The sequence below is a fragment of the Nocardioides sp. R-C-SC26 genome, from assembly GCF_021246465.1.
GTDB lineage: Bacteria > Actinomycetota > Actinomycetes > Propionibacteriales > Nocardioidaceae > Nocardioides.
On the sequence record NZ_JAHRHK010000010.1, the window covers coordinates 91,790 to 116,700 of the forward strand.

A 24,911-nucleotide genomic window follows, 5' to 3' on the forward strand; every position below is an offset into this window, starting at 1 on the left:
ATCAGTCGTCGACGAGCATGTCGGGCGTCAGCGAGGCCTCGGTGTCGGGGATCCCCAGCTCCTCGGCGCGCTTGTCCGCCATCGCCAGCAGGCGGCGTATCCGGCCCGCGATCGCATCCTTGGTGAGCACCGGCTCGTGCAACTGGCCCAGCTCCTCCAAGGAAGCCTGCTTGTGCTCGAGGCGCAGGGTTCCGGCCATGCGGAGGTGGTCGGGAACCTCGGCACCGAGGATCTCCATCGCCCGCTCGACGCGTGCCCCTGCCGCGACGGCAGCTCGCGCCGAACGACGCAGGTTGGCGTCGTCGAAGTTCGCCAGCCGGTTCGCCGTCGCGCGGACCTCGCGCCGCATCCGACGCTCCTCCCACGCGAGCAACGTCTCGTGCGCGCCGAGCCGGGTCAGGAGCTGGCCGATGGCATCGCCGTCGCGGATCACCACGCGGTCGATCCCCCGAACCTCGCGCGCCTTGGCCTGGATACCCAGCCGACGAGCCACACCCACGAGGGCCAACGCCGCTTCCGGGCCGGGGCAGGTGATCTCCATGGCCGAGGACCGGCCGGGCTCGGTGAGCGAGCCGTGGGCGAGGAAGGCGCCGCGCCACGCGGCCACGGCGTCACAGCTACCGCCGGAGACCACCGCTGGTGGCAGACCGCGCACCGGACGCCCACGCTGATCGAGCAGACCCGTCTGGCGTGCGAGCGACTCGCCGTCGCGGACGACGCGGACCAGGTAGCGGCTGCCCTTGCGCAGGCCGCTGGCCTGGACCATCACGACCTCGGACTTGTGCCCGTAGACCTCGTCGATGTCCTTGCGCAGGCGGCGTGCGGCGGCGCCGGTGTCCAGTTCGGCCTCGACGACGACACGGCCGCTCACGATGTGCAGGCCGCCGGCGAAGCGCAGGGTCGTGGCCACTTCGGACTTACGACAGCAGGTCTTGGTGATCTGGGTGTTGGCGAGCTCCGCCTTGACCTGCGCTGTCATCGCCATGGCGGCGATCCTGCCACGCGCGTCAACAACCCTCGCGAGGTGGCGGACACCCGTGGACCGGCCGTCCCACTCAGGAGATCGGCGGCGCGGCCGCGATGATCCGCGCGTAGGCCTCGGCGAGCTTGCGAGGGTCGTGTCGCGGCGTGCCGTCGTCGGCCGCGACGTCGTCCAGGACGAGCACCGCGCTGGTCGCGCGCACGACCTCCCGGAGCTCGACGAGGTGGTCGCCGGTCAGCCGGGAGCGGTCGGCGAGTACCGCGTAGACGGGCAGGTCGGGAGCGTGCTCGAACAACACCGCCAGGTGGTCGGCAGGGCCGAAGCCGCCCGTCTCTCCGTCCTGCTCGTCGAGGTTGAGCACGACCACGATCCGACCCTGGGTCGCGGCGAGCGCCTGGCGCAGCGCAGGCACCCGCAGGTGCGGGATCACCGAGGTGAACCAGGAACCCGGCCCGAGGAAGAGCCAGTCGGCCTGCTCGATCTTCTCCACCGCCACCGGGCTCACCGGCGGGTCGGCGGGTTCGAGGTCGACGGCGGTGATCACGCCGGGCGTCGTCGCCACCTCGACCTGGCCGCGGATCGTCGTCAGGACGTCGGGATCAGGGTCGAGGCCCCGCACCTCGGCGCGGATGTCCATCGGGACCAGGGCCATCGGCAGCACGCGACCCTTGGCCCCGAGCAGACGACCGACCCAGTCGAGAGCGTCGACGTGGTCACCGAGCAGCTCCCAGAGGCCGACGATCAGCAGGTTGCCGACGACGTGACCGCGCATGTCGCCGCTCCCGGCGAACCGGTGCTGCAGGACTCGCGCCCAGGTGTCACCCCAGGTGTCGTCCCCGCACAGTGCCGCCAGTGCCATCCGTAGATCGCCCGGGGGAAGCACGTTGAACTCACCGCGCAAGCGGCCCGAGGAGCCGCCGTTGTCGGCGACGGTGACGACCGCTGCGAGGTCGTCGACCGTCAGGTCGTCCACGAGGAGTCGCAGGGCCGAGAGCGAGGCATGGAGTCCGTGACCGCCGCCCAGGGCGACGGCCGACTGAGCGCGGTCGTTCATTCGCGTCCGAGGTCCCGGTGGGTCGCTCTCGCGTCGAGCCCACCGGCAGTCAGGCGCGACACAATCTCCTCCGTCATCGCAACACTGCGGTGCTTGCCGCCGGTGCAGCCGATCGCGATCCGCATGAAGCGCTTGCCTTCCCGCAGATAGCCCTCGGCGACACCGATGAGCACCGGCACGTAGCCCTCGAGGAACGCGTCCGCACCGACCTGCGCGGTGACGAACGCTGCGACGTCGGCATCGCGGCCCGTGTGCGGCCGCAGCTCCGGCACCCAGTGCGGGTTCGGGAGGAATCGCATGTCCGCGACGAAGTCGGCGTCGACCGGGATGCCGTACTTGAACCCGAAGCTGATCACGGTGACCTTCAGACCTGTGGTTCCGGGCGTGCCGAAGGCCTGGGCGATCCGGTCGGTCAGCTGGTGGACGTTGAGCGACGAGGTGTCGATGACGAGGTCGGCGTCGCTGCGCAGGTCCGCCAGCACAGTGCGTTCGCGGACCAGACCGTCGAGCAACCGCCCCGAGGCCTGCAACGGATGCGGACGTCGCGCGGCCTCCTGACGCCGCACCAGCACGTCGTCGGCGGCGTCGAGGAAGACCAGCGTGGTGCGACGTCCGGAGAATCCTTGCGCCAGCTGTGTGTGCAGCCCGGCGAAGAAGGAGCCCGAACGGACGTCGATGACCACGGCGATCGGCTGCGTCGCTCCGTGGCTCCGGTCGACCAGGCGCACCACCTCGGGCAACAGGCTCGGCGGCAGGTTGTCCACCACGTAGTAGCCGAGGTCCTCCAACTCCTTGGCGGCCGTGCTGCGGCCGGCGCCGGTCATGCCGGTCACGACCACGATCTCGCCCTCGGCGGGCTCGGCTCTCGGTGGGGTGTTCGAGACGCTCACGTGCTCTCCTCCGCGGGAACGGTCGCCGGGCCACCATCTTGGCGGGTCGGCGTCGGCGGGGCGACCGCGGCCTTGATCGCGGCGGCGGTCTTCGGGCCGATGCCCGACACTGCGGCGATCTCGGACTCCTCGGCGGCGCGCAGTTTCTTCAGAGACCCGAAGTGCTTGAGCAGCGTGCGCCGTCGGACCTCGCCGAGCCCCGGGACGTCGTCGAGCGCGCTCTCGACCATCGACTTGGAGCGGCGCGAGCGGTGGTGGTTGATCGCGAACCGGTGCGCCTCGTCACGGACCCGCTGCAGGAGGTAGAGGCCCTCGGAGGAGCGCGCGAGGATGACCGGATCCTCCTGCTCGGGCAACCAGACCTCCTCGAGCCGCTTCGCCAGGCCACAGACCGGGATGTCGACGATCCCGAGCTCGTGCATCGCCTGATGGGCGGCCGCGACCTGCGGTGGCCCGCCGTCGACGACCACCAGGCCCGGTGCGTAAGCAAATTTGCGGGGGCGGCCCGTCTCCGGGTCGATCAGCATCGGACCGCTCGTGACACCCTCGGCACTGCCCGCGGTGGCTGCACCGTTGCCGACCGCCTCCGAGGGCGGAGCCTCGTCGAGGAGCCGTTTGAAGCGACGGGTGATCACCTCGTGCATCGAGGCGACGTCGTTCTGACCGTCCACGCCCTTGATGATGAAGCGCCGGTACTCGCTCTTGCGGGCCAGGCCGTCTTCGAAGACGACCATCGAGGCGACCACCTCGGTGCCTTGTAGGTTGGAGACGTCGTAGCACTCGATGCGCAGCGGCGCGTCGTCGAGCTCCAGAGCCTCGCGGATCTCCTCCAGCGCCCGGTTGCGGGTAGTGAGGTCGCTGGCGCGCTTGGTCTTGTGCAGGGCCAGCGCCTGCTGGGCGTTGGCGGCGACCGTCTCCTGCAGGGTGCGCTTGTCGCCGCGTTGCGGCACGCGGACCTCCACCCGGGATCCGCGCAGATCGGCCAGCAGCGTCTCCACGGTGACGAGGTCTGGCGGTGCGACAGGGACGAGCACCTCCCGCGGCACCGACTCGGGCTCACCGGCATAGAGCTGGAGCAGGAAGTCCTCGACGAGCTGGGCGGTGTCGGCCTCGGTCACCCGATCGGCGACCCAGCCACGCTGGCCCTTCACCCGTCCGCCGCGCACGTGGAAGATCTGGACGGCGACCTCGAGCGGGTCCTCCGCCAGCGCGATCACATCGACGTCGGCACCGTCGCCCAGCACGATCGCCTGCTTCTCCAGGGCCCGCTCCAGCGCGCCCAGATCGTCGCGGAGGCGACCGGCACGCTCGAACTCGAGGGCGTCGGAGGCCGCGTACATCTCTCGCTCGATCCGGCGCATCACCGGGCGGGTCTGGCCGGCCATGAAGTCGCAGAAGTCGTCGACGATCGCGCGGTGCTCCTCCTCGCTGATCTGACCGACGCACGGCGCCGAGCACTTACCGATGTAGCCCAGCAGACAGGGACGGCCGACCTGCGCGGAGCGCTTGAACACGCCGGTCGTGCACGAACGCATCGGGAACACGCGGAGGAGGATGTCGACGGTTTCGCGGATCGCCCACGCATGGCTGTACGGCCCGAAGTAACGGGTGCCCTTGCGCTTGGCTCCCCGACCGACCATCACGCGGGGGAACTCGTCCCCCACCGTCACGGCGAGCCACGGGTAGGACTTGTCGTCGCGGTACTTGACGTTGAACCGGGGATCGAACTCCTTGATCCAGGAGTACTCGAGTTGGAGCGCCTCGACCTCGGTGTTGACGACGGTCCAGTCGACCGACCGCGCCGTCGTCACCATCGTGGCGGTACGCGGATGCAGACCGGCGATGTCCTGGAAGTACGAGGAGAGACGGGAACGCAGGCTCTTGGCCTTGCCGACGTAGATCACGCGGCCGTTCGCATCGCGGAACCGGTAGACGCCGGGACGCGTGGGGATGGTGCCGGGCTCGGGCCGGTAACTCAATGGGGATGACGAGATCGGCACGGAACCACCCTACGGAGCGGTTCCGACAATCGCGGACGGTGGCGGCACCGGCCGGCAACTGCCCGATCCGCGGGATCGCCTAGGCCGCGAGGATCTCCTCGCCCTCGACCTTCACCGCGACCTCCGAGAGCGCCGTGGACGCCGGGCCCTGCGTGGCCGAGCCGTCGTCGATGGAGAAGACGCTGCCGTGCAGGGGGCAGGTGATGCCGTCGGCCGACACCGCGGTCAGGGCTGCGCCCTCGTGGGTGCAGACGGCGTTGAAGGCTTTGAACTCCCCCGCGCTGGGCTGAGTGATGACGATGCCCGCGCCCGCCAGGATCAGCCCCCCGCCGACGGGAACCTCCGAGGTCGTCGCGAGCGCCTCGCCGGCGTCCGGCTTCTCAGCCGCGGCGCCGTCCGACCCGCCGGACCCGCCGGACCCGGCGTCGCCGCCCGCACAGCCGGCCAGGGCCGCCGCGACACCGAGGAAGCCGAGGCCCTGGAAGACGATCCGGCGATTCGCCTGGATGGGTCGGCTGGAACTGGTGGGGGCACTCTCGTCGGGGCGAACGGACTGCGACATGGGGATCCTCCTGCTGGGTGGGGGATGGCACCGGGTGGTTGAACGTGACACTACCCAGCGCAGGCCCACCCTGGATGAGAGGAACGTGAGAGTCCCCCCTGAGTCCGGACCTGTCACTCACAGGCGCCGGGCTAGCCCCTCTTCGCAGCCTTCTTTGCCGCCGGGCGCTTCACGGCGGACTTCTTCGCCGCGGTCTTCTTCGCCGCGGTCTTCTCCGCCGGTGCCTTGGATGCGGCCTTCTTCGCTGCGCCACGCAACGGCACGGTGTCGACCGGCGCCGCCCGCGGCGGTCCGGGCTGCTCGGCAGAGCGGCCCTCTAGCATCGGCGCGAGGAAACGACCGGTGTGACTGGCCTCGACGGCGGCCACCTCCTCGGGAGTTCCCTCGGCCACCACCATGCCACCGCGCGACCCGCCGTCAGGCCCCATGTCGATGAGCCAGTCGGCGGTCTTGATGACGTCGAGGTTGTGCTCGATGACGAGCACCGAGTTGCCGGCGTCGACGAGTTTGCCCAGCACGAGCAGCAGCTTGCGGATGTCCTCGAAGTGCAGACCGGTCGTCGGCTCGTCGAGCACGTAGACCGTGCGCCCGGTCGATCGCTTCTGCAGTTCGGCCGCCAGCTTCACCCGCTGCGCCTCACCACCGGAGAGCGTCGTGGCCGGCTGCCCGAGTCGGACGTAGCCGAGCCCGACCTCGACGAGGGTCTTCATGTGCCGGGCGATCGCCGGGACCGCGGCGAAGAACTCCACCGCCTCCTCGATCGGCATGTCGAGCACCTCGGCGATGGTCTTGCCCTTGTAGTGGACCTCGAGCGTCTCGCGGTTGTACCGAGCGCCGTGGCAGACCTCGCACGGCACGTAGACGTCGGGCAGGAAGTTCATCTCGATCTTGATCGTGCCGTCGCCGGTGCACGCCTCGCACCGGCCGCCCTTGACGTTGAACGAGAACCGGCCCTGCAGGTAGCCCCGCATCTTGGCCTCCGGGGTGGAGGCGAAGAGCTTGCGCACGTGGTCGAAGACGCCGGTGTAGGTCGCCGGGTTCGAGCGGGGAGTGCGGCCGATCGGCGACTGGTCGACGTGGATGACCTTGTCGACGTGCTCGATTCCGGTGATCCGCTGGTGCCGCCCGGGAACCGCCCGGGAGTGGTAGATCTGCTTGGCCAGCGAGGTGTAGAGGATGTCGTTGACCAGCGTCGACTTGCCCGAGCCGGAGACGCCGGTGACGGCGACGAAGAGGCCCAGCGGGAACGTCACGTCGACGTTGCGCAGGTTGTTCTCACGGGCACCGACGACGGTGAGCTCGCGGCCCACGGTGCGCGGACGTCGTACGGCGGGCACGGGGATCTCGCGCCGGCCCGAGAGGTACTGCCCGGTCGCGGAGTCGGGGTGGGCATACAGGTCGGCCACGCTGCCGCTGTGCACGACCTGGCCGCCGTGCTCCCCCGCACCGGGGCCGATGTCGACGACCCAGTCCGCGGTGCGGATGGTGTCCTCGTCGTGCTCGACGACGATCAGGGTGTTCCCGAGGTCGCGGAGCCGGACCAAGGTCTCGATGAGCCGCTGGTTGTCGCGCTGGTGCAGACCGATGGACGGTTCGTCGAGCACGTAGAGGACGCCGACCAGGCCCGCCCCGATCTGCGTGGCGAGTCGGATGCGTTGCGCCTCGCCACCGGACAGCGAGCCCGACGGACGATCGAGGGAGAGGTAGTCCAAGCCGACGTCGAGCAGGAACTGCAGGCGCTCCTGGATCTCCTTGAGCACGCGCTCACCGATCTGACGCTCACGCGAGGTCAGGTCGAGGTCGGCGAGGAACGCCGCGGTCTCGCCGAGCGGCATGGCGCAGATGTCGGCGATGGTGCGGCCACCCACGAGCACGGCCATCGAGACCGGCTTGAGACGACTCCCCCGGCAGGCCGGGCACGGGACCTCGCGCATGAAGCCCTCGAAGCGCTCGCGACTCGTGTCGGACTCGGCCTCGCGGTGCCGACGCTCGACGTAGGTGCGCACACCCTCGAACTGCGCGGAGTAGGCGCGCTCGCGGCCGTAGCGGTTGCGGGTGACGACGTGGACCTTGGTGCGGTGGCCGTCGAGGATCGAGCGCTGCGCCGCTGCGGGGAGGTCCTCCCACGGGGTGCCGAGATCGAACCCCATCTCCTGGCCCAGCGCGTCGAGGAGCTTGAGGAAGTAGTCGGCGACGTGGGCATGGCTCCACGGCTGGATCGCGCCGTCGGCGAGGGTCGCGGTCGGATCGGGTACGACGAGCTCGGGATCGACCTCCATCCGGGTGCCCAGCCCGGTGCACTCCGGGCACGCGCCGTAGGGCGAGTTGAAGGAGAAGGAGCGCGGCTCGAGCTCGTCGGTGTCGATCGCGTGCTCGTTGGGGCACGCCATCTTCTCGCTGAACCGCAGTTCGCGCTCGGGGTCGGCGTCGGGCAGGTCGACGAAGTCGATGAGGACGAGCCCGCCGGCCAGCCCCAGCGCCGTCTCGACCGAGTCGGTCAGGCGTCGTTTGGAGGATGCCTTCACCGCGAGACGGTCGATGACGACCTCGATGGTGTGCTTCTTCTGCTTGTCGAGCTTCGGCTCGCCGGTGGCGAGGGCGTCGAGCGCGTGGGTCTCGCCGTCGACCCTCGCACGGGAGAAGCCCTGGGTCTGCAGCTGCTTGAAGAGCTCCAGGTACTCGCCCTTGCGGCCACGGATGACCGGCGCCAGCACCTGGAAGCGGCGCCCCTCCTCCAGACCCAGGATCCGGTCGACGATCTGCTGCGGCGTCTGGCGTTCGATCGGTGCACCGCACGTCGGGCAGTGCGGCCGGCCGGCCCGGGCGAAGAAGAGACGGAGGTAGTCGTAGACCTCGGTGATCGTGCCGACGGTCGAGCGCGGGTTCTTCGAGGTGGACTTCTGGTCGATCGAGACGGCGGGCGAGAGCCCCTCGATGAAGTCGACGTCGGGCTTGTCCATCTGCCCGAGGAACTGGCGCGCGTACGCGGAGAGCGACTCGACGTAGCGACGCTGACCCTCCGCGAAGATCGTGTCGAAAGCCAGCGAGGACTTGCCCGAACCGGAGAGACCGGTGAACACGATGAGCGCATCGCGAGGCAGGTCGAGCGAGACGTCCTTGAGGTTGTGCTCGCGGGCTCCGCGGATGATGAGCTGGTCGGCCACGTGCTCCCCTGGGGCTGCGGTGCGGATCGGTACAGATGTCACGGTCAGACTTCGAACACATGTTCGTTGCCCGGGCAAGCGTAGCGGGCGCGCCACGCCGTCCCCCCACCCTAGGAGCGAGCGCCGACAGTCCTGGTTTCGGGCGCGTTCCGAGAGCGCTTCGCGCCCCCGTTCCCGCAGATCTCGGACCGGACCCGCGTCCTGATCTGTGCGAGGCTGCCACCGTGACCTACACCGGAGATGTGAGCGTCGGCGACGCAGCCGACGTGCGGACGCTCGAGCACCTGACGATCGCCAAGATCGCCGTGGACCCGCAGATGAGCAACAACTGCTACCTGCTCCGCTGCACCGAGACCGGCGAGCAACTGCTCGTCGACGCCGCCGACGACGCCGCGACCGTGCTGGCCCTCGTCGGCGACTCCGGTCTCGGCACGGTCGTCACCACGCACCAGCACTGGGACCACCACCGCGCACTCGCCGACGTCGTCGCCGCGACGGATGCCGAGGTGGGCGCCGGGGCCCCCGACGCCGACGCGATCACCGAGCAAACCGGTGTCGCCGTCGGGCGCCGGGTCGAGCACGGCGACACCGTGATGGTCGGGCAGTGCCCGCTGACCGTGATCGCCATCGCCGGCCACACGCCCGGCTCGATCGCGCTCCTCTACGACGACAGCCCGCACGGGGGCCACCCACACCTGTTCACCGGCGACTCGCTCTTCCCCGGCGGCGTCGGCGCGACCTTCGGCGACGCCGAGGCGTTCGCTCAGCTCATCGACGAGGTCGAGACCAAGGTCTTCGGCACGCTCCCCGACGAGACCTGGTTCTACCCCGGCCACGGCAAGGACGGCGTCCTGGGAACCGAACGCCCTCACGTGGCGGAGTGGCGCGAGCGTGGCTGGTGACCCGGGGTTCGCACTAGCCGGGGTGAGATTCACCGGGTACCCGGTGAATCTCCTTGATGCCTGGGCGAAACGTCACGACACGCCGGCAGCCCAGCCCTTCGTCCGGGAGTTTCGTCAGTGCGTCGATCAGCGCGCGATCGACGACGGCGTCGACTCGCCGTAGAGCCCGTTGAGGCGTGCGAAGAGCTCGAGCTCGGCAGGGTCGATGGCGGTCGCGTTGGCCAGGTGATGGAGCAGACGACTCCCCTGGACCTCCGCGGCGAGCACGAGCTCCAGCGAGCCGAGGCCGTGGGTGGTGGCCCACAGCCACATCGTGAGGGGAGTGACCTGCTGGAGCTCGGCGAGCTCGACGAGGACGCGCGATCGCTCGGCATCGACCCCGTGGTCGAGCAGCATCCCGCGGATGTCGTCGGCCGTGGCGAGGGTGGGGTCGAAACCCGGGCCCTCCACGACGTCGGTGCGACGCAAGCGGCCCAACGAGACGCCCACGACCGCGGACGCCGCGACGACGACCAGACCGATGACCAGGCCGGTGACGTGTGCGCTCATGATTCCTCCCCCGTGACCCGTGGTGGTCACTCGGAAGGAACAACGACGACGAGCTGCACGGGTCACGGACCCGGGCTGTACGCCAGATCACGTGCCGAACGGCTCAGGTCGCTCCCGACCACAGGACCTCGAACCCGCGTGCACCTCAGGAGTAGGTCGCGCGCACCACGTCGGTCGTCGGGGTCGCCTGACAGGCCAGACGGATGCCGTCGCCGAGGTCGTCGTCGTCGAGGACGTCGTTGTGGGCCATCTCGACCTCGCCCTCCAGCAGTCGGACGGCGCACGCGGAGCACTCACCCTCGCGGCACGAGTAGGGCGCCTTCACACCCTTCTTCTCCAGGTGCTCCAGCATCGACGTGCCGTCGCCCCAGTCGTCGAAGACGTGGGTCTCCCCGTCGAGCTCGACCTCGAGCCGGACCGAGCCGGTGGCCGCGGGGCCTGTGGGCTCGACGGCAGCATCGTCGGAACCGTCGGCCGAACCGGCGTCCGCCTCGGCGTCGGCGATCTCCTCCGCCGCGACGTCCTCGGTGTGCGGGCCCACGACGTCGCCGAAGGGGTTGCCGCCGAGCGAGACGAACTTCTCCTGGTGCCGCAGCTCCCGCGGGATTTCCAGCTCCTTCAGAGCGCTCATCACCAGCTTCATGAACGGCGCAGGGCCGCAGGTGAAGCAGTCACGACCGGGGTGGTCGGCGGCGAAGGACCTCAGCTGCTCCTGCGTGGGTAACCCCTGGACGCTCTCCAGCCAGTGGACGACGTGCAGCCGCTCGGGGTGCGCAGCCGCCAGCTCGGTCAGCTCGCGCGCGAAGATCACCGACTGCTCGTCGCGATTGGCATAGAACACCGTGATCCGGCCCGACCCCTGCGCGAGCGCCGTGCGGGTGATGGACATGATCGGGGTGACGCCGCTGCCGCCGGCGAAGAGCAGCAGGTCGGCGTCGAGCGAGGCGGGCGTGAAGATGCCGCTCGGAGGGAGAACCCTGATCGACGACCCGGGCACGAGGTTGTCGCAGATCCAGTTCGACGCGTAGCCCTCGGCGGTGCGCTTGACCGTGATCGTCACCGTCTCGGCGTCCCCGACCGGGCTGCTGCTGAAGGAGTAGCACCGGGCGGCCACGACCGTCTGGTCGCTCGGGACGGCGAGGGTGAGGAACTGGCCCGGCTTGTACCGGAACTGCTCGGCGAGTTCGGCGGGGACGGCGAAGGTGATCGAGTGCGCGTCGGGCGTCTCCTGGACGACGTCGACGACCTCGAGCACGTGGGAGTCGGACAACGGATCCTCTTCGTTCTCGGGGGTTCGGTGCGGCGGGAAGGCTCAGTAACCGTCCTCGGCGCCGAGGGGAATCCTGCCGTCCCGTGACGCCGCCTCGATGCTGGCGACGAGTCGTGGACATCCCTCGTGGATGGCGCGGCCGTTCGGCCGGCCGTCGATCCGGTTCAGTTCGGGGCACTCGCGGCGGGCCGTCTCGCTCCACTGGATGGAGGTGTGATGCTCACTGTTCTTCTTGACCCCGACCACGGCCAGGCAGTCGAGGCACGCGACGTCGACCAGCCGTGCCTGGGTGTAGAGACGCTGGTCCTCCAGCGTCTCCTCGCTGGTCGGGACGAACGAGGCCATCAGTGGTGCGCGGGAACGCCCGCTGCCTCGTCCTCGGCCGCCTTGACGCGCAGGTTCTCGGCGACCTCGTCCTGCCAGAACTCGTTGGCCTTGGTGGTGTCGACCTCGAACTCGAAGCGATCGGTCATCTCGGCCTCGACGTCGGCGACGTCGACATAGAACTGCTCGTACCAGCGACGCAGCTGGTAGACGGGGCCGTCCTCCTCGCACAGGAGCGGGTTCTGGACCGGCACCTTGTTCTTCCAGATGTGGACGTCCTGGAGGAATCCGTCGCCGAACATGTCGGCGTACTTCTTGCCGATGAAGTTGGCGGTCGCGTCGTCCATGCCCTCGGGCTTCTTCACGACGATGCCGTACTGCAGCAGGAACGAGTCCGGGCCGGTGGGGATGTGGCAGTTGATCAGCACGACCTCGGTCTGGAAGCCGTTGTAGTCGGTGTCGAGCCAGTTGATCATGTACGAGGGGCCGTAGTAGGTCGCCTCGGACTTCAAGAAGAGCTCGGCGCTGCCGTAGCCACCCGCCATGTCGGGGCGGCCCTTGGACTCCATGAACTGGGTCGCCTGCTGGCCCTCGAACACGTTGCGGAAGCTCGTCGGGAAGGCGAAGTGCACGTAGTAGAAGTGCGCCATGTCGACGACGTTGTCGATCAGCTCGCGGCAGTTGGAGCCCTCGATGTGCTCGGCGACCCACACCCAGTCGGTGTACTCGCCCTCGGCGAGCCCGGGCAGCTGCGGCGGCAGGATGTCGTAGTCGGCGGCGGAACCCTCGACGTCGTGCCACGCCATCAGCTGGTCGTTGACGATCGCCGTCTCGAAGCGCTGGGTGCGTGCGCGCAGCGGGACCCGACGGGCATAGGGGATCTGCTTGCACTTGCCGTCGCCACCCCAGCGCCAGTCGTGGAAGGGGCAGGCGATCTCGTCGCCCTTGATCGAGCCCTGGGTCAGGTCGCCACCCATGTGACGGCAGTACCCGTTGAGCACCTGCAGCTCGCCCTGGGAGTCCTCCCAGACGACGAGCTTGGTGCCGAACGCCTCGATCGCGTGCGGCTTACCGTCACGGAACGTCGACGCCAGGCCCAGGCAGTGCCAGCCGCGCGCGAAGCGCTGCGGCGGCAGGCCCTGGTCTAGAAAGCGAGTCTCACCCATGGTCGGGCCCCCTTCTCGACGGATCACCAGCACGAGCTGGTGGCACTCAGACTACTCCGAGGCTAGCCCAAAACGAGAACACGTTCTACTCTGAGCCCATGCGGATCGCCTTGGAACCCGAGCACCTCGCACTGCGCGCCGAGCTCAAGGAGTACTTCAGTCAGTTGGTCACCCCCGAGCGTCGGGCGGGCCTCGCCTCCGCCACCGGCGAGTTCGGCGAGGCCGGTGTGTACAAGGAGGTCATCCGCCAGATCGGCTCCGACGGTTGGCTGGGCATCGGCTGGCCGACCGAGTACGGCGGTCAGAACCGCTCGATGATCGAGCAGCTCATCTTCACCGACGCCGCCGCCGTCGCCGGCGTGCCGATCCCCTACCTGACGCTCAACACCGTCGGACCGACGATCATGCGCTACGGCACCGACGAGCAGAAGGAGTACTTCCTCCCCAAGATCCTCGCCGGCGAGCTGCACTTCTCCATCGGCTACTCCGAGCCCGGCTCCGGCACCGACCTCGCCTCCCTCAAGACCAAGGCCGTGCGCGAGGGCGACGAGTGGGTGATCAACGGTCAGAAGATGTGGACGTCGCTGATCCAGTACGCCGACTGGATCTGGCTCGCCTGCCGCACCGACGCCGACCTGCCGCGCCACAAGGGTCTCTCCATGATCCTCGTGCCCGCCCAGGCCGACGGCGTCTCCTACACGCCGGTCCACACGGTCGCCGGCGTCGGCACCAGCGCCACCTACTACGAGGACGTCCGCGTGCCGGCGTCCAACCTGGTCGGCGAGCTCAACGGCGGGTGGTCGTTGATGACCAACCAGCTCAATCACGAGCGGGTCTCGCTCACCTCCTCGGCCGCGACCGAGCAGTCGCTGGAGCAGGTCCGCGCGTGGGCGCAGGAGACCAAGAACGCCGACGGCCAGCGCGTCATCGACACCGAGTGGGTGCAGATCGCGCTCGGTCGTGCGCACGCCCGCGTCGAGGCACTCGCCCTGTTCAACTGGAAACTCGCCTCCGACGCCGACCTCGGCGTCGACCTCTCCCCCCCCCCGGCCTCGGCCACCCAGGTCTACGGGTCGGAACTCAACACCGAGGTCTATCGCACGCTGATGGAGATCGTCGGGCCGCACGCCGGACTCACCGCGGACTCCCCCGGTGCCGTGCTGCGCGGTCGTTTGGAGCGCTTCTACCGCTCCTCGCTGGTGATGACGTTCGGCGGCGGCACCAACGAGATCCAGCGCGACATCATCGGCTACGTCGGTCTCGGGCTTCCGGCCGCGAAGCGCTGACGCCCCGCCGTCTCCACTGACTCCTCCCCCAGCACCAGAATAGAGACCACGATGGACTTCACCTTCACCTCCGAGCAGGACGACGCTGCAGCGCTCGCCGCTCAGATCCTCAAGGACCACGCCACCAACGAGCGGATGAAGCAGGTCGAGGCCGGCGGCGACCGCTTCGACCGCACGCTGTGGAAGGCGCTCGAGGACGCCGGCCTCATCGGCCTCGCGCTGCCCGAGGAGAACGGCGGCGCCGGGCTCGGTCTCATCGAGCTCTGCCGCGTCCTGGTCGAGGTCGGCCGCACGGTCGCGCCCGTGCCGCTCGCGGTCCACGGCCCCTCCGCGCTCCTCGTGGCCGAGGTCGGCTCCGATGAGCAGCGTGCCGAGCTCCTCGACGGCGGTCTGCTGCTCACCGCGGCGATCACCGAGGAGCGCAGCCACCTGCCGTCCCACCCGACCGTGACCGCCCACCAGGCGGATGGCGGGTGGACCTTGAGCGGTGCGAAGTCGCTCGTGCGCGCCGGCGCCGCAGCCGAGGCCTTCCTCGTCACCGCCAGCACCGACCAGGGCGTCGGCGTGTTCGTCGTCCGCGCGGACGCGCCGGGCGTGACCCGCACGGAGGGTCGCACGAGCGACCAGGACGTCGTCGTCCGGCTCGATCTGGACGGCGCCACGGCTGCGCAGCTCGGCCCGGCGGACGGCACGGCAGCCACCCGCCTGGCGAACCTGGTCGTCGTCTGCGCGGCGGCAGAGCAGCTCGGTGTCACCCAGGGTGCGCTCGCCCTCACCGCCGCCTACTCCAAGACCCGCGAGCAGTTCGGTCGCCCGATCGGCACCTTCCAGGCAGTCTCGCAGCGTCTGGCCGACGGCTTCATCGACGTCCTCGCCCAGCGCCTGACCCTGTGGCAGGCGGCGTGGCGCCTGGCCGAGGGCCTGCCGGCCGAAGTCGAGGTCGCCACCGCGAAGATGTGGGCGGCCGACGCCGGGCACAAACTCGCCCACACCACCGTGCACGTGCACGGTGGCGTCGGCATCGACCTGGACGGCGAGGCGCACCGCTACTTCACCACCGCGAAGCGCTTCGAGTTCAGTTACGGCGGAGCGACCGAGCAGGCCCTGGCGATCGGTCGCGCACTCGCGGCCGAGCCGGTCTGACGCCGGCTGACGAGCTGACCAGCGCCCGCCGATCGGTGAGTACCGAGGCTCCTCGCCCCCACGTCCGTGAGCAACTGCTCGCACGCGCCGACGACGACCACGACGGCCTGCTCTTCGCCGAGCAGCGCTGGTCGTGGCGTGAGGTCGTGGTCGCGTCGGCGACCCGCTCGGCGATCCTGAGCGAGCTCCTCCCGCCCGGAGCCCCGCCGCACGTGGGCGTCCTCCTCGACAATGTGCCCGAGTTCGCCTTCCTGCTCGGCGGCGCGGCCCTCGGCGGCCAGGTGGTCGTGGGGCTCAACAGCACTCGCCGCGGAGAGGCGCTCGCCCGCGACATCGCGCGCGCCGACGTCCAGGTCGTGCTGACCGAATCCGCGCACGCGGACCTGCTGGCCGGGCTCGACCTGCCAGTGCCGGTGATCGACGTCGAGAGCGAACAGTGGGCCGACCTCGTCGCCGCCCACGATCACGCCGCGGTGCCGGACGCCGTGGTCGGGCCGGAGTCGTTGTTCATGCTGATCTTCACCTCGGGCACATCCGGCGATCCCAAAGCCGTGCGGGTGACGCACGAGAAGGTGGCCTACCCCGGCCAGTTCCTCTCCGAGCGGTTCGGCCTGGGCCCGGACGACGTCGCCTATCTCTCGATGCCGATGTTCCACTCCAACGCCGTGATGGCCGGGTGGGGTCCCGCCCTCGCCGCCGGCACCACTGTCGCGCTGGCCCGGCGCTTCAGCGCGTCGGGGTTCCTGCCCGACGTCCGACGGTTCGGTGCTACCTACGCCAACTACGTCGGCAAGCCGCTGGCCTACGTCATGGCGACGCCGGAGTCCGACGACGACGCCGACAACCCACTGCGGCTGGTGTTCGGCAACGAGGCCAACGAAGGTGACATCGAGGCGTTCGGCCGCCGCTTCGGATGCACCGTCGTCGACTCCTACTCCTCCACCGAGAACGCCGTGATCGTGCAACGGCTGCCCGGCATGCCGCCCGGCAGCCTCGGGCGCCCGGTGGACGGCGTCGCCGTGCTGGACCCCGAGACGATGCAGCCCACCGCCGACGCCGTCTTCGACGGCGCCGGCCGGCTGCTCAACGTCGACGAGGCCACCGGAGAGCTGGTGAACACCCTCGGCGCCGGCGCGTTCGCGGGCTACTACAACGACACCGATGCCGAGGCCGAGCGGATGCGCGGCGGCATGTACTGGTCGGGCGACCTGGCCTACCGCGACGCCGAGGGCTGGGTGTACTTCGCCGGTCGCACCGCAGACTGGCTGCGGGTGGACGGCGAGAACCTCGCCGCGGCGCCGATCGAGCGGGTGCTGCTCCGGAATCCCGCGGTCTCGGAGGCCGCCGTGTACGCCGTGCCCGACCCTCAGGGCGGCGACCGGGTCGTCGCTGCTCTGCGTCTCGCCGGATCGCTCGACGTCGATGACCTCGAGCCGTTCCTCGCCGGGCAGGCGGACCTCTCGCCCAAGGCATGGCCGACCTACGTACGGATCGTCGACGACCTGCCGCGCACGGCCACCAACAAGGTCCTCAAGCGCGAGCTGACGCTGCTGGGGATCGACGACGTCGCGGGTGTGACGTGGGAGCGTGAGCCACGCGGTACGGCCTACGCCGTCCGCGCCACCGCACCCCGCTAGGCTCGGCCGGTGATCATCTCCGACGAGCACAAGCTCCTCTTCGTGCACGTGCAGAAGACCGGAGGAGTCACCCTCACCAACCTCCTCAAGTCGCAGTTGACCGACGTGCGCTCGAACGAGAAGCGACACGCTCCCCTGCGCCGGATCCTGCGCAAGGAACCGGACCTCGCCGACTACTGGATCTTCGGCTTCGTCCGCAATCCGTGGGACCGGATGGTCTCGTGGTGGTCGATGATCGAGAACTGGCGCGACTGGAGCGACCGCAAGGGGCTCGACACCGAGGAGAAGTGGAACCACTTCTGGCGCGGGTCGATGGAGTACCCCGACTTCGAGCAGTTCGTCCTGCGCGGCACCGAGGACTTCCCCCGGCTCCGCAAGCCGCAACTGGAGTACCTGCAGACGGCGAACCGCCGCGCGGACTTCATCGGACGGACCGAGCGCCTCTCCGAGGACTCCCGGTTCGCCCTCGAGCACTTCGGGCTCAGCACCGAGGGCCTCACCCACGACAACAAGTCCAAGCGCACCGGGTACCGCGACTACTACAACGCCGCGACGCGCGCGAAGGTCGCCGAGGTGTTCGACAAGGACATCCGCGCGTTCGACTACGAGTTCTGAGGCCGAGCGCCTGCCTCGGCCGGCGGTGCTGGTGGCGAGGAGGCCGGTGGGGGTGTCGTGACGCCCCGCTCGTTCCTCGTGGGGCTCCTCAACCACGGGGGGTTTCGAGGCCCTCGCCGGCGCTCGGGCACCTCAACCACCGTCGAGCTGGGGCGGATACGTCGAAGGGCCCGGCCACCGAGGCGGCCGGGCCCTTCCACTTCCCTGTACTGGGCCTACTGGGCGAGCTTGTCGAGACGGCTGACCGTCTCGGTGAACTCGCGCACCAGGTCCGCGACGACGTCCGCGACGGGACGGACCTCGTTCATCCGGCCGACGATCTGCCCGATCGGCATCGAGATGACGTCGGGGTCGTGGGCGGCGTTGATCCGGTTGTGGGCGTCGGCGACGAGCAGGTTCTGCAGCGGCATCGGCAGCGGAGCGGGAGCACCCTCCTCGGCCCAGGCCTCGGTCCACTTGGTCTTGAGCAGGCGTGCCGGCTTGCCCGTGTAGATCCGGGTGCGCACGGTGTCGGAGGACGAGGCACGCAGGAAGGCCGTCTCCCAACCCTCGTTGGAGGCCAGGTTGCGGTACTCCTCGGTGCCCAGCCAGATCGAACCGGTCCACACACCCTGCGCGCCGAGGGCGAGCGAGGCGGCGATCTGACGGCCCGAGCCGATGCCGCCGGCGCCGAGGACCGGCACGTCGGGGCCGACCGCGTCGACGATGTCCGGCGTGAGCACCATGCTGGCGATCTCACCGGTGTGGCCACCGGCCTCGTAGCCCTGGGCGATGATGATGTCGACGCCGTTGGCGACGTGGCTCTGAGCGTGCTTGGGCGCACCCGCCAGCGCGGCGACCTTCAGACCACCGGCGTGGCACTGCTCGATGACGTCGACCGGCGGCGAGCCGAGGGCGTTGGCGATCAACACGGGGCGGTGCTGCAACGCGACGTCGACGTGCGAACGCGCGACCGAGTGCAACCAGCCGAGGACGCCGTCGCGACCCTCGCCCTCGGGCAGCGGCGGGACACCGAGCTTGAGCAGCGTCTCGTCGACGAACTTCTTGTGCTCGTCGGGGATCATCGCGCCGAGGTCGAGCGAGCTGCCCTCGGTCGGGATCTTCATGGGCATGACGACGTCGACGCCGTACGGCTTGCCGTCGGTGTTCTCGTCCATCCAGGTGAGCGTCTTGTCGAGCTCGTCGGCGTCGTTGAACCGGACGCATCCGAGGACGCCGAGTCCGCCGGCGCGCGAGACCGCGGCGGCCACGTGCTCTGACGGGGTGAAGGCGAAGATCGGGTACTCGATCCCGAACTGGTCACACAGCGAGGTGCGCATCAGGCGTCTGCTCCTTGGGCAGCGAGGGCGGCTTCCTTGGCCTGGGCGTACTGAGCCTTGCCCGTGGCGTTGCGAGGAATGGTGGGAACCACGGTCAGCGACCGCGGCAGCTTGTAGCCCGAGAGGTGGTCGCGCAGGTAGGTGCGGAGGTCCTCGAGCTCGAGTTCGTGACCCTCACGCAGCTCCACGACCGCACCGACGGCCTGGCCGTAGGTGGGGTCGGGCAGGCCCACGACGAGGGAGTCGTAGACGGCCGGGTGGCGCTTGATCGCCATCTCGACCTCTTCGGGGAACACCTTCTCACCGCCGGTGTTCACGCAGTTCGAGCCGCGGCCGAGCATCGTGACGCGCGCACCCTCCTCGATGCGCGCGAAGTCACCGGGCACCGAGTAGCGCTTGCCCTCGATGTTCAGGAAGGTGGCCGCAGACTTGGCCTCGTCCTTGTAGTAGCCGACCGGGACGTGCCCGCCGCGACCCAACCGGCCGATCTTGCCGATGTCGGTGGTGACGTCGAGCGGCACGTTGTCGTCGTCCAGCACCACGACGTGCGGGCCGAGCGAGACCACAGGACCGTCGCTGCTGATCGCGTTGGCGTCCTGCACGCCGGTGCCCTGGAAACCGGTCTCGGAGGCGCCGATGGAGTCGGTGAAGATCGCGTTCGGGAACGCGGCCATCCAGCGCTCCTTGACAGCAGGGCTGAACAGAGCGCCGCTGCTGGAGATGACGAACAGGCTGTCGGTCTTGTACGGCGTACCGGCGTCGCGCTGGGCCTCGAAGGTCTCGATCAGCGGCCGAGCGATGGCGTCACCGGTGAAGAACGTGAGCTGGACGCCCTCGGCCTCGACGATCTCCCAGAAGCGCACGGGGTCGAAGCGCGGCTCGAGCACCGTGAGGTGGCCGGCGAAAAGGTGCATCAGCAGGCTGGCCTGGGCAGCACCGTGCATGAGGGGGGTCTGTGGGAAGGTGATCAACCGGCCCGGCTCGGGTGCCTGCTGCGACTGCGTGAACTCCTCCAGCGGCTCACCCGTGGTGAAGTCGATGCCCCCGCACAGAACGCGCCAGAAGTCCTCCTGACGCCACATGACGCCCTTGGGGAAGCCGGTCGTGCCACCGGTGTAGATGATGTACAGGTCGTCGGGGCTGCGCTCGGCGAAGTCCCGCTCCTCGGTCTGCGCGGCGAGAGCGTCCTCCCACAGCACGCCGTCGAAGGCGGAGATGTCGGACTGGTCGTCGGGCTCGAGAGCGTCAGGGACGATCACCACGTGACGCAGCTTGTCGTGCTTGGGGAAGCAGCGCGCGATCAGCGGAGCGTAGGTGCGCTCGGCGATCAGCGCGACGACGTCGGCGTTGTCGAAGAGATAGTCCAGCTCACCCTCGACGTAGCGGTAGTTCACGTTGATGTTGACGGCACGGATCTTGGCGATCGCCAGGATCGACACGACGTACTCCAAGGAGTTCTTGGAGTAGATCGCCACGTGATCGCCGGGCTCGATGCCCTGGGCCTGCAGGTGGTGCGCGAGCCGGTTGGCCCGGCTCTCCAGCTGGCCGAGGGTCAGTGTCTGGTCGCCGACCTTGACCGCAGGGTTGTCGGGCGCGGTGTCGACCGCGTGCTCGAAGAGGTCTGCAATATTGTGGGCCACGGCGGCGAGACTAGAACACGTTCTCGTTTTTCGCTACCGTCCGCGCCATGAGCGCAGAGACCGCAGAGACCTCCGGCACCGAGGCCCCGCACGCCCTGGTCGAACAGGACGGCCACAAGCTGATCGTCACGATGAACCGTCCCGAGCGGCGCAACGCGCTGACCGGGGAGATGCTCGAGATCATGTCGGGCGCGTGGGACCGCGTGAACGAGGATCCCGAGATCCGGGTCTGCATCCTCACCGGTGCGGGCGGCGCCTTCTGCGCCGGCGCGGACCTGAAGAACATGAACAGCAAGCCCCCCTCGGAGTCGTTCGAGGACGGCTCCTACGACCCTAGCCGGATCAAGGGCCTGCTCAAGGGCTTCCGCCTCACCAAGCCGCTCATCGCTGCCGTCGAGGGCCCTGCGATCGCGGGCGGCACGGAGATCCTCCAGGGCACCGACATCCGAGTGGCCGGCGAGTCGGCGAAGTTCGGCATCGCCGAGGCCCGCTGGAGCCTCTACCCGATGGGCGGCTCCGCGGTCCGACTCCCCCGCCAGATCCCCTACACCGTGGCGGCCGAGCTGCTGCTCACCGGTCGCCCGATCACCGCGACCGAGGCCAAGGAACTCGGCCTCATCGGCCACGTCGTCCCCGACGGCGGCGCGCTCGCGAAGGCGCATGAGCTGGCCGACATGATCGCGGCGAACGGCCCGCTCGCCGTGCAGGCGATCCTCAAGACGATGCGTGACTCCGAGGGCATGCACGAGGACGACGCGTGGAAGGGCGACGCCGCCGTCGGCCGCACCGTCTTCGCCAGCAACGACGCCAAGGAAGGCCCCCGCGCCTTCGCCGAGAAGCGGAAGCCGAACTTCACCAACTCCTAACGTAGAGCGGGTACCGAGGCCCGCGCCGGCGTTCGGGCTCCTCGCCCACCGGAGGTACTGGTGGCCGAGGAGCCCATCGCCGAGGAACGAGGCGGCGGGCGGCAGGAGACCACCGTGCCCCAGCCCACCGGGGCCTCGAGATGGTCGCAGAGCGACCTCCTCGACCTTCCTCGACCACCGGGACCGCCGGTCTCCTCAGCGGCTCAGACGACGAAGAGCGGCAGCGGTGCGCGGTGCTCGAACTCGAAGGTGGTGCCACCACTGAAGGCGGTCACCGCGACCTCGGACGACTCGGCGGCAGGCTCGGCACGGCGCGCCAGGTGCGCCGTCCAGTCGTCGTCCGTGCCGTCGATGTCGACGTCGAAGTGCGGGTCGATCTCACGCACGATGGCGTGGAGCGCCTGCGCGCGCACGGGATCCCCCGGCCCGCAGAGCGCGATCCACGCGCCGTCGGCGCTCGCGTCGCTCGGCGTGACCCGCAGCGTGGTGCCGTCCACGACGCCGCCGGTGTAGGCGACCGGATTGAGCAGCGGGTGGAGCTCGATCGCACGCATCGCGGCGGCCTCATCGGCACCGAGCGCCAAGGCGTCGCGGATCCTGCGAGCGGCGATGCCGGCCAGGCCGACGAGCTGCTTGCGACAGATCTCCTCGGCCTGCTCGGCGTCCCGCGCGCGCTTGCGGACGGCGAGGACGTAGCTGAGATTGAGCAGGTGCATCTGCACGCACACCTCGTCGGCGATGCGCACCAGCGCCGAGTGTGAGAACCGGGTGAAGTCCAGGTCGCTCAGCAACGGTCCGCTGTAGTCGTCGGCACCCTCGCCACCCGCGACGATCGGGTCGAGCTCGACCGTCGCAGCACGCGTGGCCTCGATGGCGTAGTACGGCGGCAGCGGGGAGACCGGCGTGTGCGCCGGGTCGATGATCACGGTCCAGGCGCAGTGCGGGTTGCGGTCGGCCGGTACGCGGGGCGGGCGATGGATCGGTCGCACCTGGGCCCGCGGGTTGGTGGCCACCGCCGTCGCGTCGAACGTCGGATCCTCGATGTCGTGGCACATCGCACGCACGTAGTCGGGCCCGAGCGGCTCGACGTCGAGCAGCGCGCCGCAGCGGTCGAGTCGGAACTCGCCGTGCCAGCGGTCCTTCACCTCGTACCGGAAGTCCATGAACTGCGGCGGCGCGCCGATGTCGAGCTGCAGGCCCTTGAAGATGTCGACGATGTCACCCTCGCCCGGAACCGCCGGCGCGTAGCCGAGCGCCCGCTGCATCCGACGGGTGTAGATCGGCGACGCGCCGGCCCACTCCTCGATGGCGATCTGGGCCATCTCCTCGCGCCCGAAGGCCGAGATGCACCAGGCCATACCCGATCGATCGATGAGCTGGCCGATCAACAGCAGCTCGGGCACCAGGACGGCGAGATCGTCGCGGGTGAGCGACGCGTAGCGACTGGTCACGGGCAGATCCTGCGCTGCCCGTCACGGGTTGTCAACACTGTTGACATCCGAGCGTCTCGGCTCAGCCGACGGCGCGATCGCCGGTCCAGAACTGGGCGCGCAGGGCCTTCTTGTCCGGCTTGCCGAGGCCGGTCAACGGAAGTGCGTCGACGGCGATCACCTGCTTGGGCGACTGCACCGAGCCCTTCTTCTCCTTCACCATCTCCTGGATCTCGGAGACGACGGCGTCGGTCAGGTCGTGGCCCTCACGCATGACGACGACGGCGGTCACCGACTCGCCGAACTTCTCGTGCGGCACTCCGATGACACCGACCTGGGCGACGGCGGGATGCTGGGCCACGACGTCCTCGACCTCGCGCGGAAAGACATTGAATCCGCCGGTGACGATCATGTCCTTGGTGCGGTCCACGATGTACCAGAAGCCGTCCGCGTCCTCGCGAGCGACGTCACCGGTGTGCATCCAGCCGTCGCGGAAGGTCTCGGCGGTCGCCTCGGGCAGATTCCAGTAGCCGCCGGCCAGGAGCGGTCCCGCGACGCAGATCTCGCCGGGCTCGCCGGGTGCGACGGGCTCTCCGTCCTCGCCGAGCAGCGCCGTGCGGATGAACGCCGAGGGACGACCGCACGAGGCGAGCCGCGAGGAGTCGCCGCTGACGTGGTCGTCCTTGGCCAGGTAGGTGATCACCATCGGCGCCTCGGACTGACCGTAGTACTGGGCGAAGATCGGACCGAACCGGTCGATCGCCTCCTGCAGACGGACGGGGTTGATGGCGGACGCTCCGTAGTAGACGGTCTCCAGGCTGCTGAGGTCGCGCGTCTTGGAGTCGGGGTGGTCCATCAACGCGTACAGCATCGTCGGCACGAGCATCGTGGCGGTGATCCGCTCGCGCTCGATGGTCTCGAGCACCTCGGCCGGGTCGAACTTCGACAGCACGAACAGGGAGCCGCCCTTGATCACCGTCGGCACGAAGAAGGCCGCACCTGCGTGCGAGAGCGGGGTGCACATCAAGAAGCGCGGGTTGGCCGGCCACTCCCACTCCGCAAGCTGGATCTGGCTCATCGTGTTCATCGCCTGCGCGGTGCCGACGACACCCTTGGGCTTGCCCGTGGTGCCACCGGTGTAGGTGATCGACACGATGTGGTCGGGATCGAGCAGACGGGCCTCGAGAGGCTCGGGAGCGAATTCCGCCGCAGCGGCGACCAGGTCCTTCGCCCGATCGCCGAGCCGGTCGGCCAGCGCCTGCGGCACGGGCCCGATCGTGAGCACCTGCCCGAGGTCGGGGCACTTGTCGAGAAGCTGCAGAGCACGCTCTGTGAAGTAGGGGTCGACGATCAACGTCGTGATGCCGGCATCGTTGATGACGTAGGCATGGTCGTCGGCGCTGCCGAGGGGGTGCAGCGAGGTGCGCCGGAAGCCCTGGGTCTGACCGGCGCCCAGGATGAACAGCACCTCGGGGCGGTTCAGCGCGAGCAGCGCTCCGCCGGTGCCGGTCCCCGCGCCCAGCGCCTCGAAGGCCTGGACGTACTGGCTGATCCGCGCGGCGGTCTCCCCACCGGTCAGGGTCGTCTCGCCCAGGTGCATCACGGGCTTGTCGTGGTGCCTCTTGAGGGCGGCGACCATCAGGTTGCCGTTGTGGACCGGGGTGCGCATCGCGTCCGTCATGGCGCCGAGACTAGAACGTGTTCCAGTTTCTGTCACGGAGGGAGGACGGCTCGTCCCGTACGATCGGCGCATGGACGACGGATCGCGCGCGCGGCATCAGCGCACCGCCGTCCTCGCGTCCCGTGCGGACGTGGCGAGGGCGGCCATCGCCGCGCTTCTCGCTGCGACGGTCGCGACCGCCGTCGGCCTTCTGACGCCGACGCTCGCACTCGACGTCGACGGGTCGGCGACTCTCACCGGCGCCGTCGTGGCGGTCGCCGTCGCGGCGCTGCTGCGCACAGCCCACGGCGCCGGATGGCTTACCGTGCCGGCCGCGTGGACGCAGATCCACACTCGTCGGGCAGCGCCCGTCGTGCTCGCCGCCCGGCCGACCGATCCCACCCATCACCCGCTCCGCCCCCGGGCTCCGGGAACGCGCTGATCCGCGCACG

General features: G+C 69.6%; 21 protein-coding genes. 7 read left to right on the forward strand and 14 right to left on the reverse strand.

The window, feature by feature from the left end; genetic code table 11:
- Position 1: 1 nt before the first annotated feature.
- The 6 genes from whiA to uvrA all read right to left on the reverse strand — a co-directional run bounded on the left by whiA (position 2) and on the right by uvrA (position 8,652).
- Positions 2 to 985 carry a DNA-binding protein WhiA gene (gene whiA, locus KSO97_RS10875; RefSeq protein WP_232678739.1) on the reverse strand — a complete coding sequence of 328 codons (984 nt, stop codon included), beginning with the start codon at positions 983 to 985 and terminating at the stop codon, positions 2 to 4.
- A 70-nt stretch (positions 986 to 1,055) separates the two neighbouring features.
- Complete coding sequence (gene yvcK, locus KSO97_RS10880) at positions 1,056 to 2,036, reverse strand: uridine diphosphate-N-acetylglucosamine-binding protein YvcK (RefSeq protein ID WP_232678741.1); 981 nt, start codon at positions 2,034 to 2,036, stop codon at positions 1,056 to 1,058.
- Positions 2,033 to 2,926 carry an RNase adapter RapZ gene (gene rapZ, locus KSO97_RS10885; RefSeq protein ID WP_308188288.1) on the reverse strand — a complete coding sequence of 298 codons (894 nt, stop codon included), beginning with the start codon at positions 2,924 to 2,926 and terminating at the stop codon, positions 2,033 to 2,035. Before rapZ ends, yvcK begins: the two co-directional genes overlap by 4 nt.
- Entirely contained in the window at positions 2,923 to 4,920 is a 1,998-nt protein-coding gene (gene uvrC / locus KSO97_RS10890) for an excinuclease ABC subunit UvrC (RefSeq protein WP_232678858.1), read from the reverse strand. Before uvrC ends, rapZ begins: the two co-directional genes overlap by 4 nt.
- An 85-nt stretch (positions 4,921 to 5,005) precedes the next feature.
- The gene (locus tag KSO97_RS10895; RefSeq protein ID WP_232678743.1) at positions 5,006 to 5,488 is read right to left on the reverse strand and encodes a Rieske (2Fe-2S) protein; all 483 of its coding nucleotides are present in this window, start codon (positions 5,486 to 5,488) and stop codon (positions 5,006 to 5,008) included.
- A 131-nt stretch (positions 5,489 to 5,619) separates the two neighbouring features.
- Positions 5,620 to 8,652, reverse strand: a complete 3,033-nt coding sequence (gene uvrA, locus KSO97_RS10900; RefSeq protein ID WP_232678745.1) for an excinuclease ABC subunit UvrA — start codon at positions 8,650 to 8,652, stop codon at positions 5,620 to 5,622.
- A gap of 224 nt (positions 8,653 to 8,876) precedes the next feature.
- Here uvrA and KSO97_RS10905 point away from each other — a divergent pair, with 224 nt between their 5' ends.
- Positions 8,877 to 9,554 (forward strand): MBL fold metallo-hydrolase, encoded by a 678-nt coding sequence (locus KSO97_RS10905; protein ID WP_232678747.1) that lies wholly within the window; start codon positions 8,877 to 8,879, stop codon positions 9,552 to 9,554.
- Positions 9,555 to 9,680: 126 nt separating this feature from the next.
- On the opposite strand, the gene KSO97_RS10910 is transcribed toward KSO97_RS10905, so the two are convergent.
- The 4 genes from KSO97_RS10910 to KSO97_RS10925 all read right to left on the reverse strand — a co-directional run bounded on the left by KSO97_RS10910 (position 9,681) and on the right by KSO97_RS10925 (position 12,863).
- Positions 9,681 to 10,103: a hypothetical protein gene (locus KSO97_RS10910; protein WP_232678749.1), complete on the reverse strand. Its 423-nt coding sequence runs from the start codon at positions 10,101 to 10,103 to the stop codon at positions 9,681 to 9,683.
- Between the two features lie 145 nt (positions 10,104 to 10,248).
- A complete protein-coding gene (locus KSO97_RS10915; RefSeq protein WP_232678751.1) occupies positions 10,249 to 11,373 on the reverse strand; it encodes a ferredoxin--NADP reductase in 1,125 nt (374 codons plus the stop codon).
- 42 nt (positions 11,374 to 11,415) lie between these two features.
- Positions 11,416 to 11,718 carry a hypothetical protein gene (locus KSO97_RS10920; protein ID WP_232678753.1) on the reverse strand — a complete coding sequence of 101 codons (303 nt, stop codon included), beginning with the start codon at positions 11,716 to 11,718 and terminating at the stop codon, positions 11,416 to 11,418.
- Positions 11,718 to 12,863 (reverse strand): Rieske 2Fe-2S domain-containing protein, encoded by a 1,146-nt coding sequence (locus KSO97_RS10925; RefSeq protein ID WP_232678755.1) that lies wholly within the window; start codon positions 12,861 to 12,863, stop codon positions 11,718 to 11,720. The genes KSO97_RS10920 and KSO97_RS10925 overlap by 1 nt, the downstream gene beginning before the upstream one ends.
- Before the next feature lie 98 nt (positions 12,864 to 12,961).
- On the opposite strand from KSO97_RS10925, the gene KSO97_RS10930 reads away from it, so the two are divergent.
- Genes KSO97_RS10930 through KSO97_RS10945 form a run of 4 tightly spaced genes read left to right on the forward strand, consistent with a single transcriptional unit; the run spans position 12,962 to position 17,544 of the window.
- Positions 12,962 to 14,149 carry an acyl-CoA dehydrogenase family protein gene (locus KSO97_RS10930; protein ID WP_232678757.1) on the forward strand — a complete coding sequence of 396 codons (1,188 nt, stop codon included), beginning with the start codon at positions 12,962 to 12,964 and terminating at the stop codon, positions 14,147 to 14,149.
- Positions 14,150 to 14,200: 51 nt separating this feature from the next.
- Positions 14,201 to 15,292 (forward strand): acyl-CoA dehydrogenase family protein, encoded by a 1,092-nt coding sequence (locus tag KSO97_RS10935; protein WP_232678759.1) that lies wholly within the window; start codon positions 14,201 to 14,203, stop codon positions 15,290 to 15,292.
- Positions 15,293 to 15,327: 35 nt separating this feature from the next.
- Positions 15,328 to 16,929, forward strand: coding sequence for a long-chain-fatty-acid--CoA ligase (locus KSO97_RS10940; protein WP_232678760.1), 1,602 nt, complete (start codon positions 15,328 to 15,330; stop codon positions 16,927 to 16,929).
- Positions 16,930 to 16,938: 9 nt separating this feature from the next.
- Positions 16,939 to 17,544, forward strand: a complete 606-nt coding sequence (locus KSO97_RS10945) for a sulfotransferase family 2 domain-containing protein (protein WP_232678762.1) — start codon at positions 16,939 to 16,941, stop codon at positions 17,542 to 17,544.
- Positions 17,545 to 17,759: 215 nt separating this feature from the next.
- On the opposite strand, the gene KSO97_RS10950 is transcribed toward KSO97_RS10945, so the two are convergent.
- Both KSO97_RS10950 and KSO97_RS10955 read right to left on the reverse strand, forming a co-directional pair.
- On the reverse strand, positions 17,760 to 18,863 hold the full coding sequence (locus KSO97_RS10950) for a nitronate monooxygenase family protein (RefSeq protein ID WP_232678764.1): 1,104 nt from the start codon (positions 18,861 to 18,863) through the stop codon (positions 17,760 to 17,762).
- Positions 18,863 to 20,503, reverse strand: coding sequence for an acyl-CoA synthetase (locus KSO97_RS10955; RefSeq protein ID WP_232678766.1), 1,641 nt, complete (start codon positions 20,501 to 20,503; stop codon positions 18,863 to 18,865). Before KSO97_RS10955 ends, KSO97_RS10950 begins: the two co-directional genes overlap by 1 nt.
- 47 nt (positions 20,504 to 20,550) lie before the next feature.
- On the opposite strand from KSO97_RS10955, the gene KSO97_RS10960 reads away from it, so the two are divergent.
- On the forward strand, positions 20,551 to 21,369 hold the full coding sequence (locus tag KSO97_RS10960; RefSeq protein WP_232678768.1) for a crotonase/enoyl-CoA hydratase family protein: 819 nt from the start codon (positions 20,551 to 20,553) through the stop codon (positions 21,367 to 21,369).
- 203 nt (positions 21,370 to 21,572) lie between these two features.
- Here the strand turns inward: KSO97_RS10960 and KSO97_RS10965 are convergent, their stop codons facing one another.
- Both KSO97_RS10965 and fadD8 read right to left on the reverse strand, forming a co-directional pair.
- A complete protein-coding gene (locus tag KSO97_RS10965) occupies positions 21,573 to 22,820 on the reverse strand; it encodes a hypothetical protein (protein ID WP_232678770.1) in 1,248 nt (415 codons plus the stop codon).
- Positions 22,821 to 22,881: 61 nt separating this feature from the next.
- Entirely contained in the window at positions 22,882 to 24,480 is a 1,599-nt protein-coding gene (fadD8, locus tag KSO97_RS10970; protein ID WP_232678772.1) for a fatty-acid--CoA ligase FadD8, read from the reverse strand.
- A gap of 70 nt (positions 24,481 to 24,550) precedes the next feature.
- Between fadD8 and KSO97_RS10975 the strand changes: the two genes are divergently transcribed.
- Positions 24,551 to 24,901 (forward strand): hypothetical protein, encoded by a 351-nt coding sequence (locus KSO97_RS10975; protein WP_232678774.1) that lies wholly within the window; start codon positions 24,551 to 24,553, stop codon positions 24,899 to 24,901.
- Positions 24,902 to 24,911: the final 10 nt, after the last annotated feature.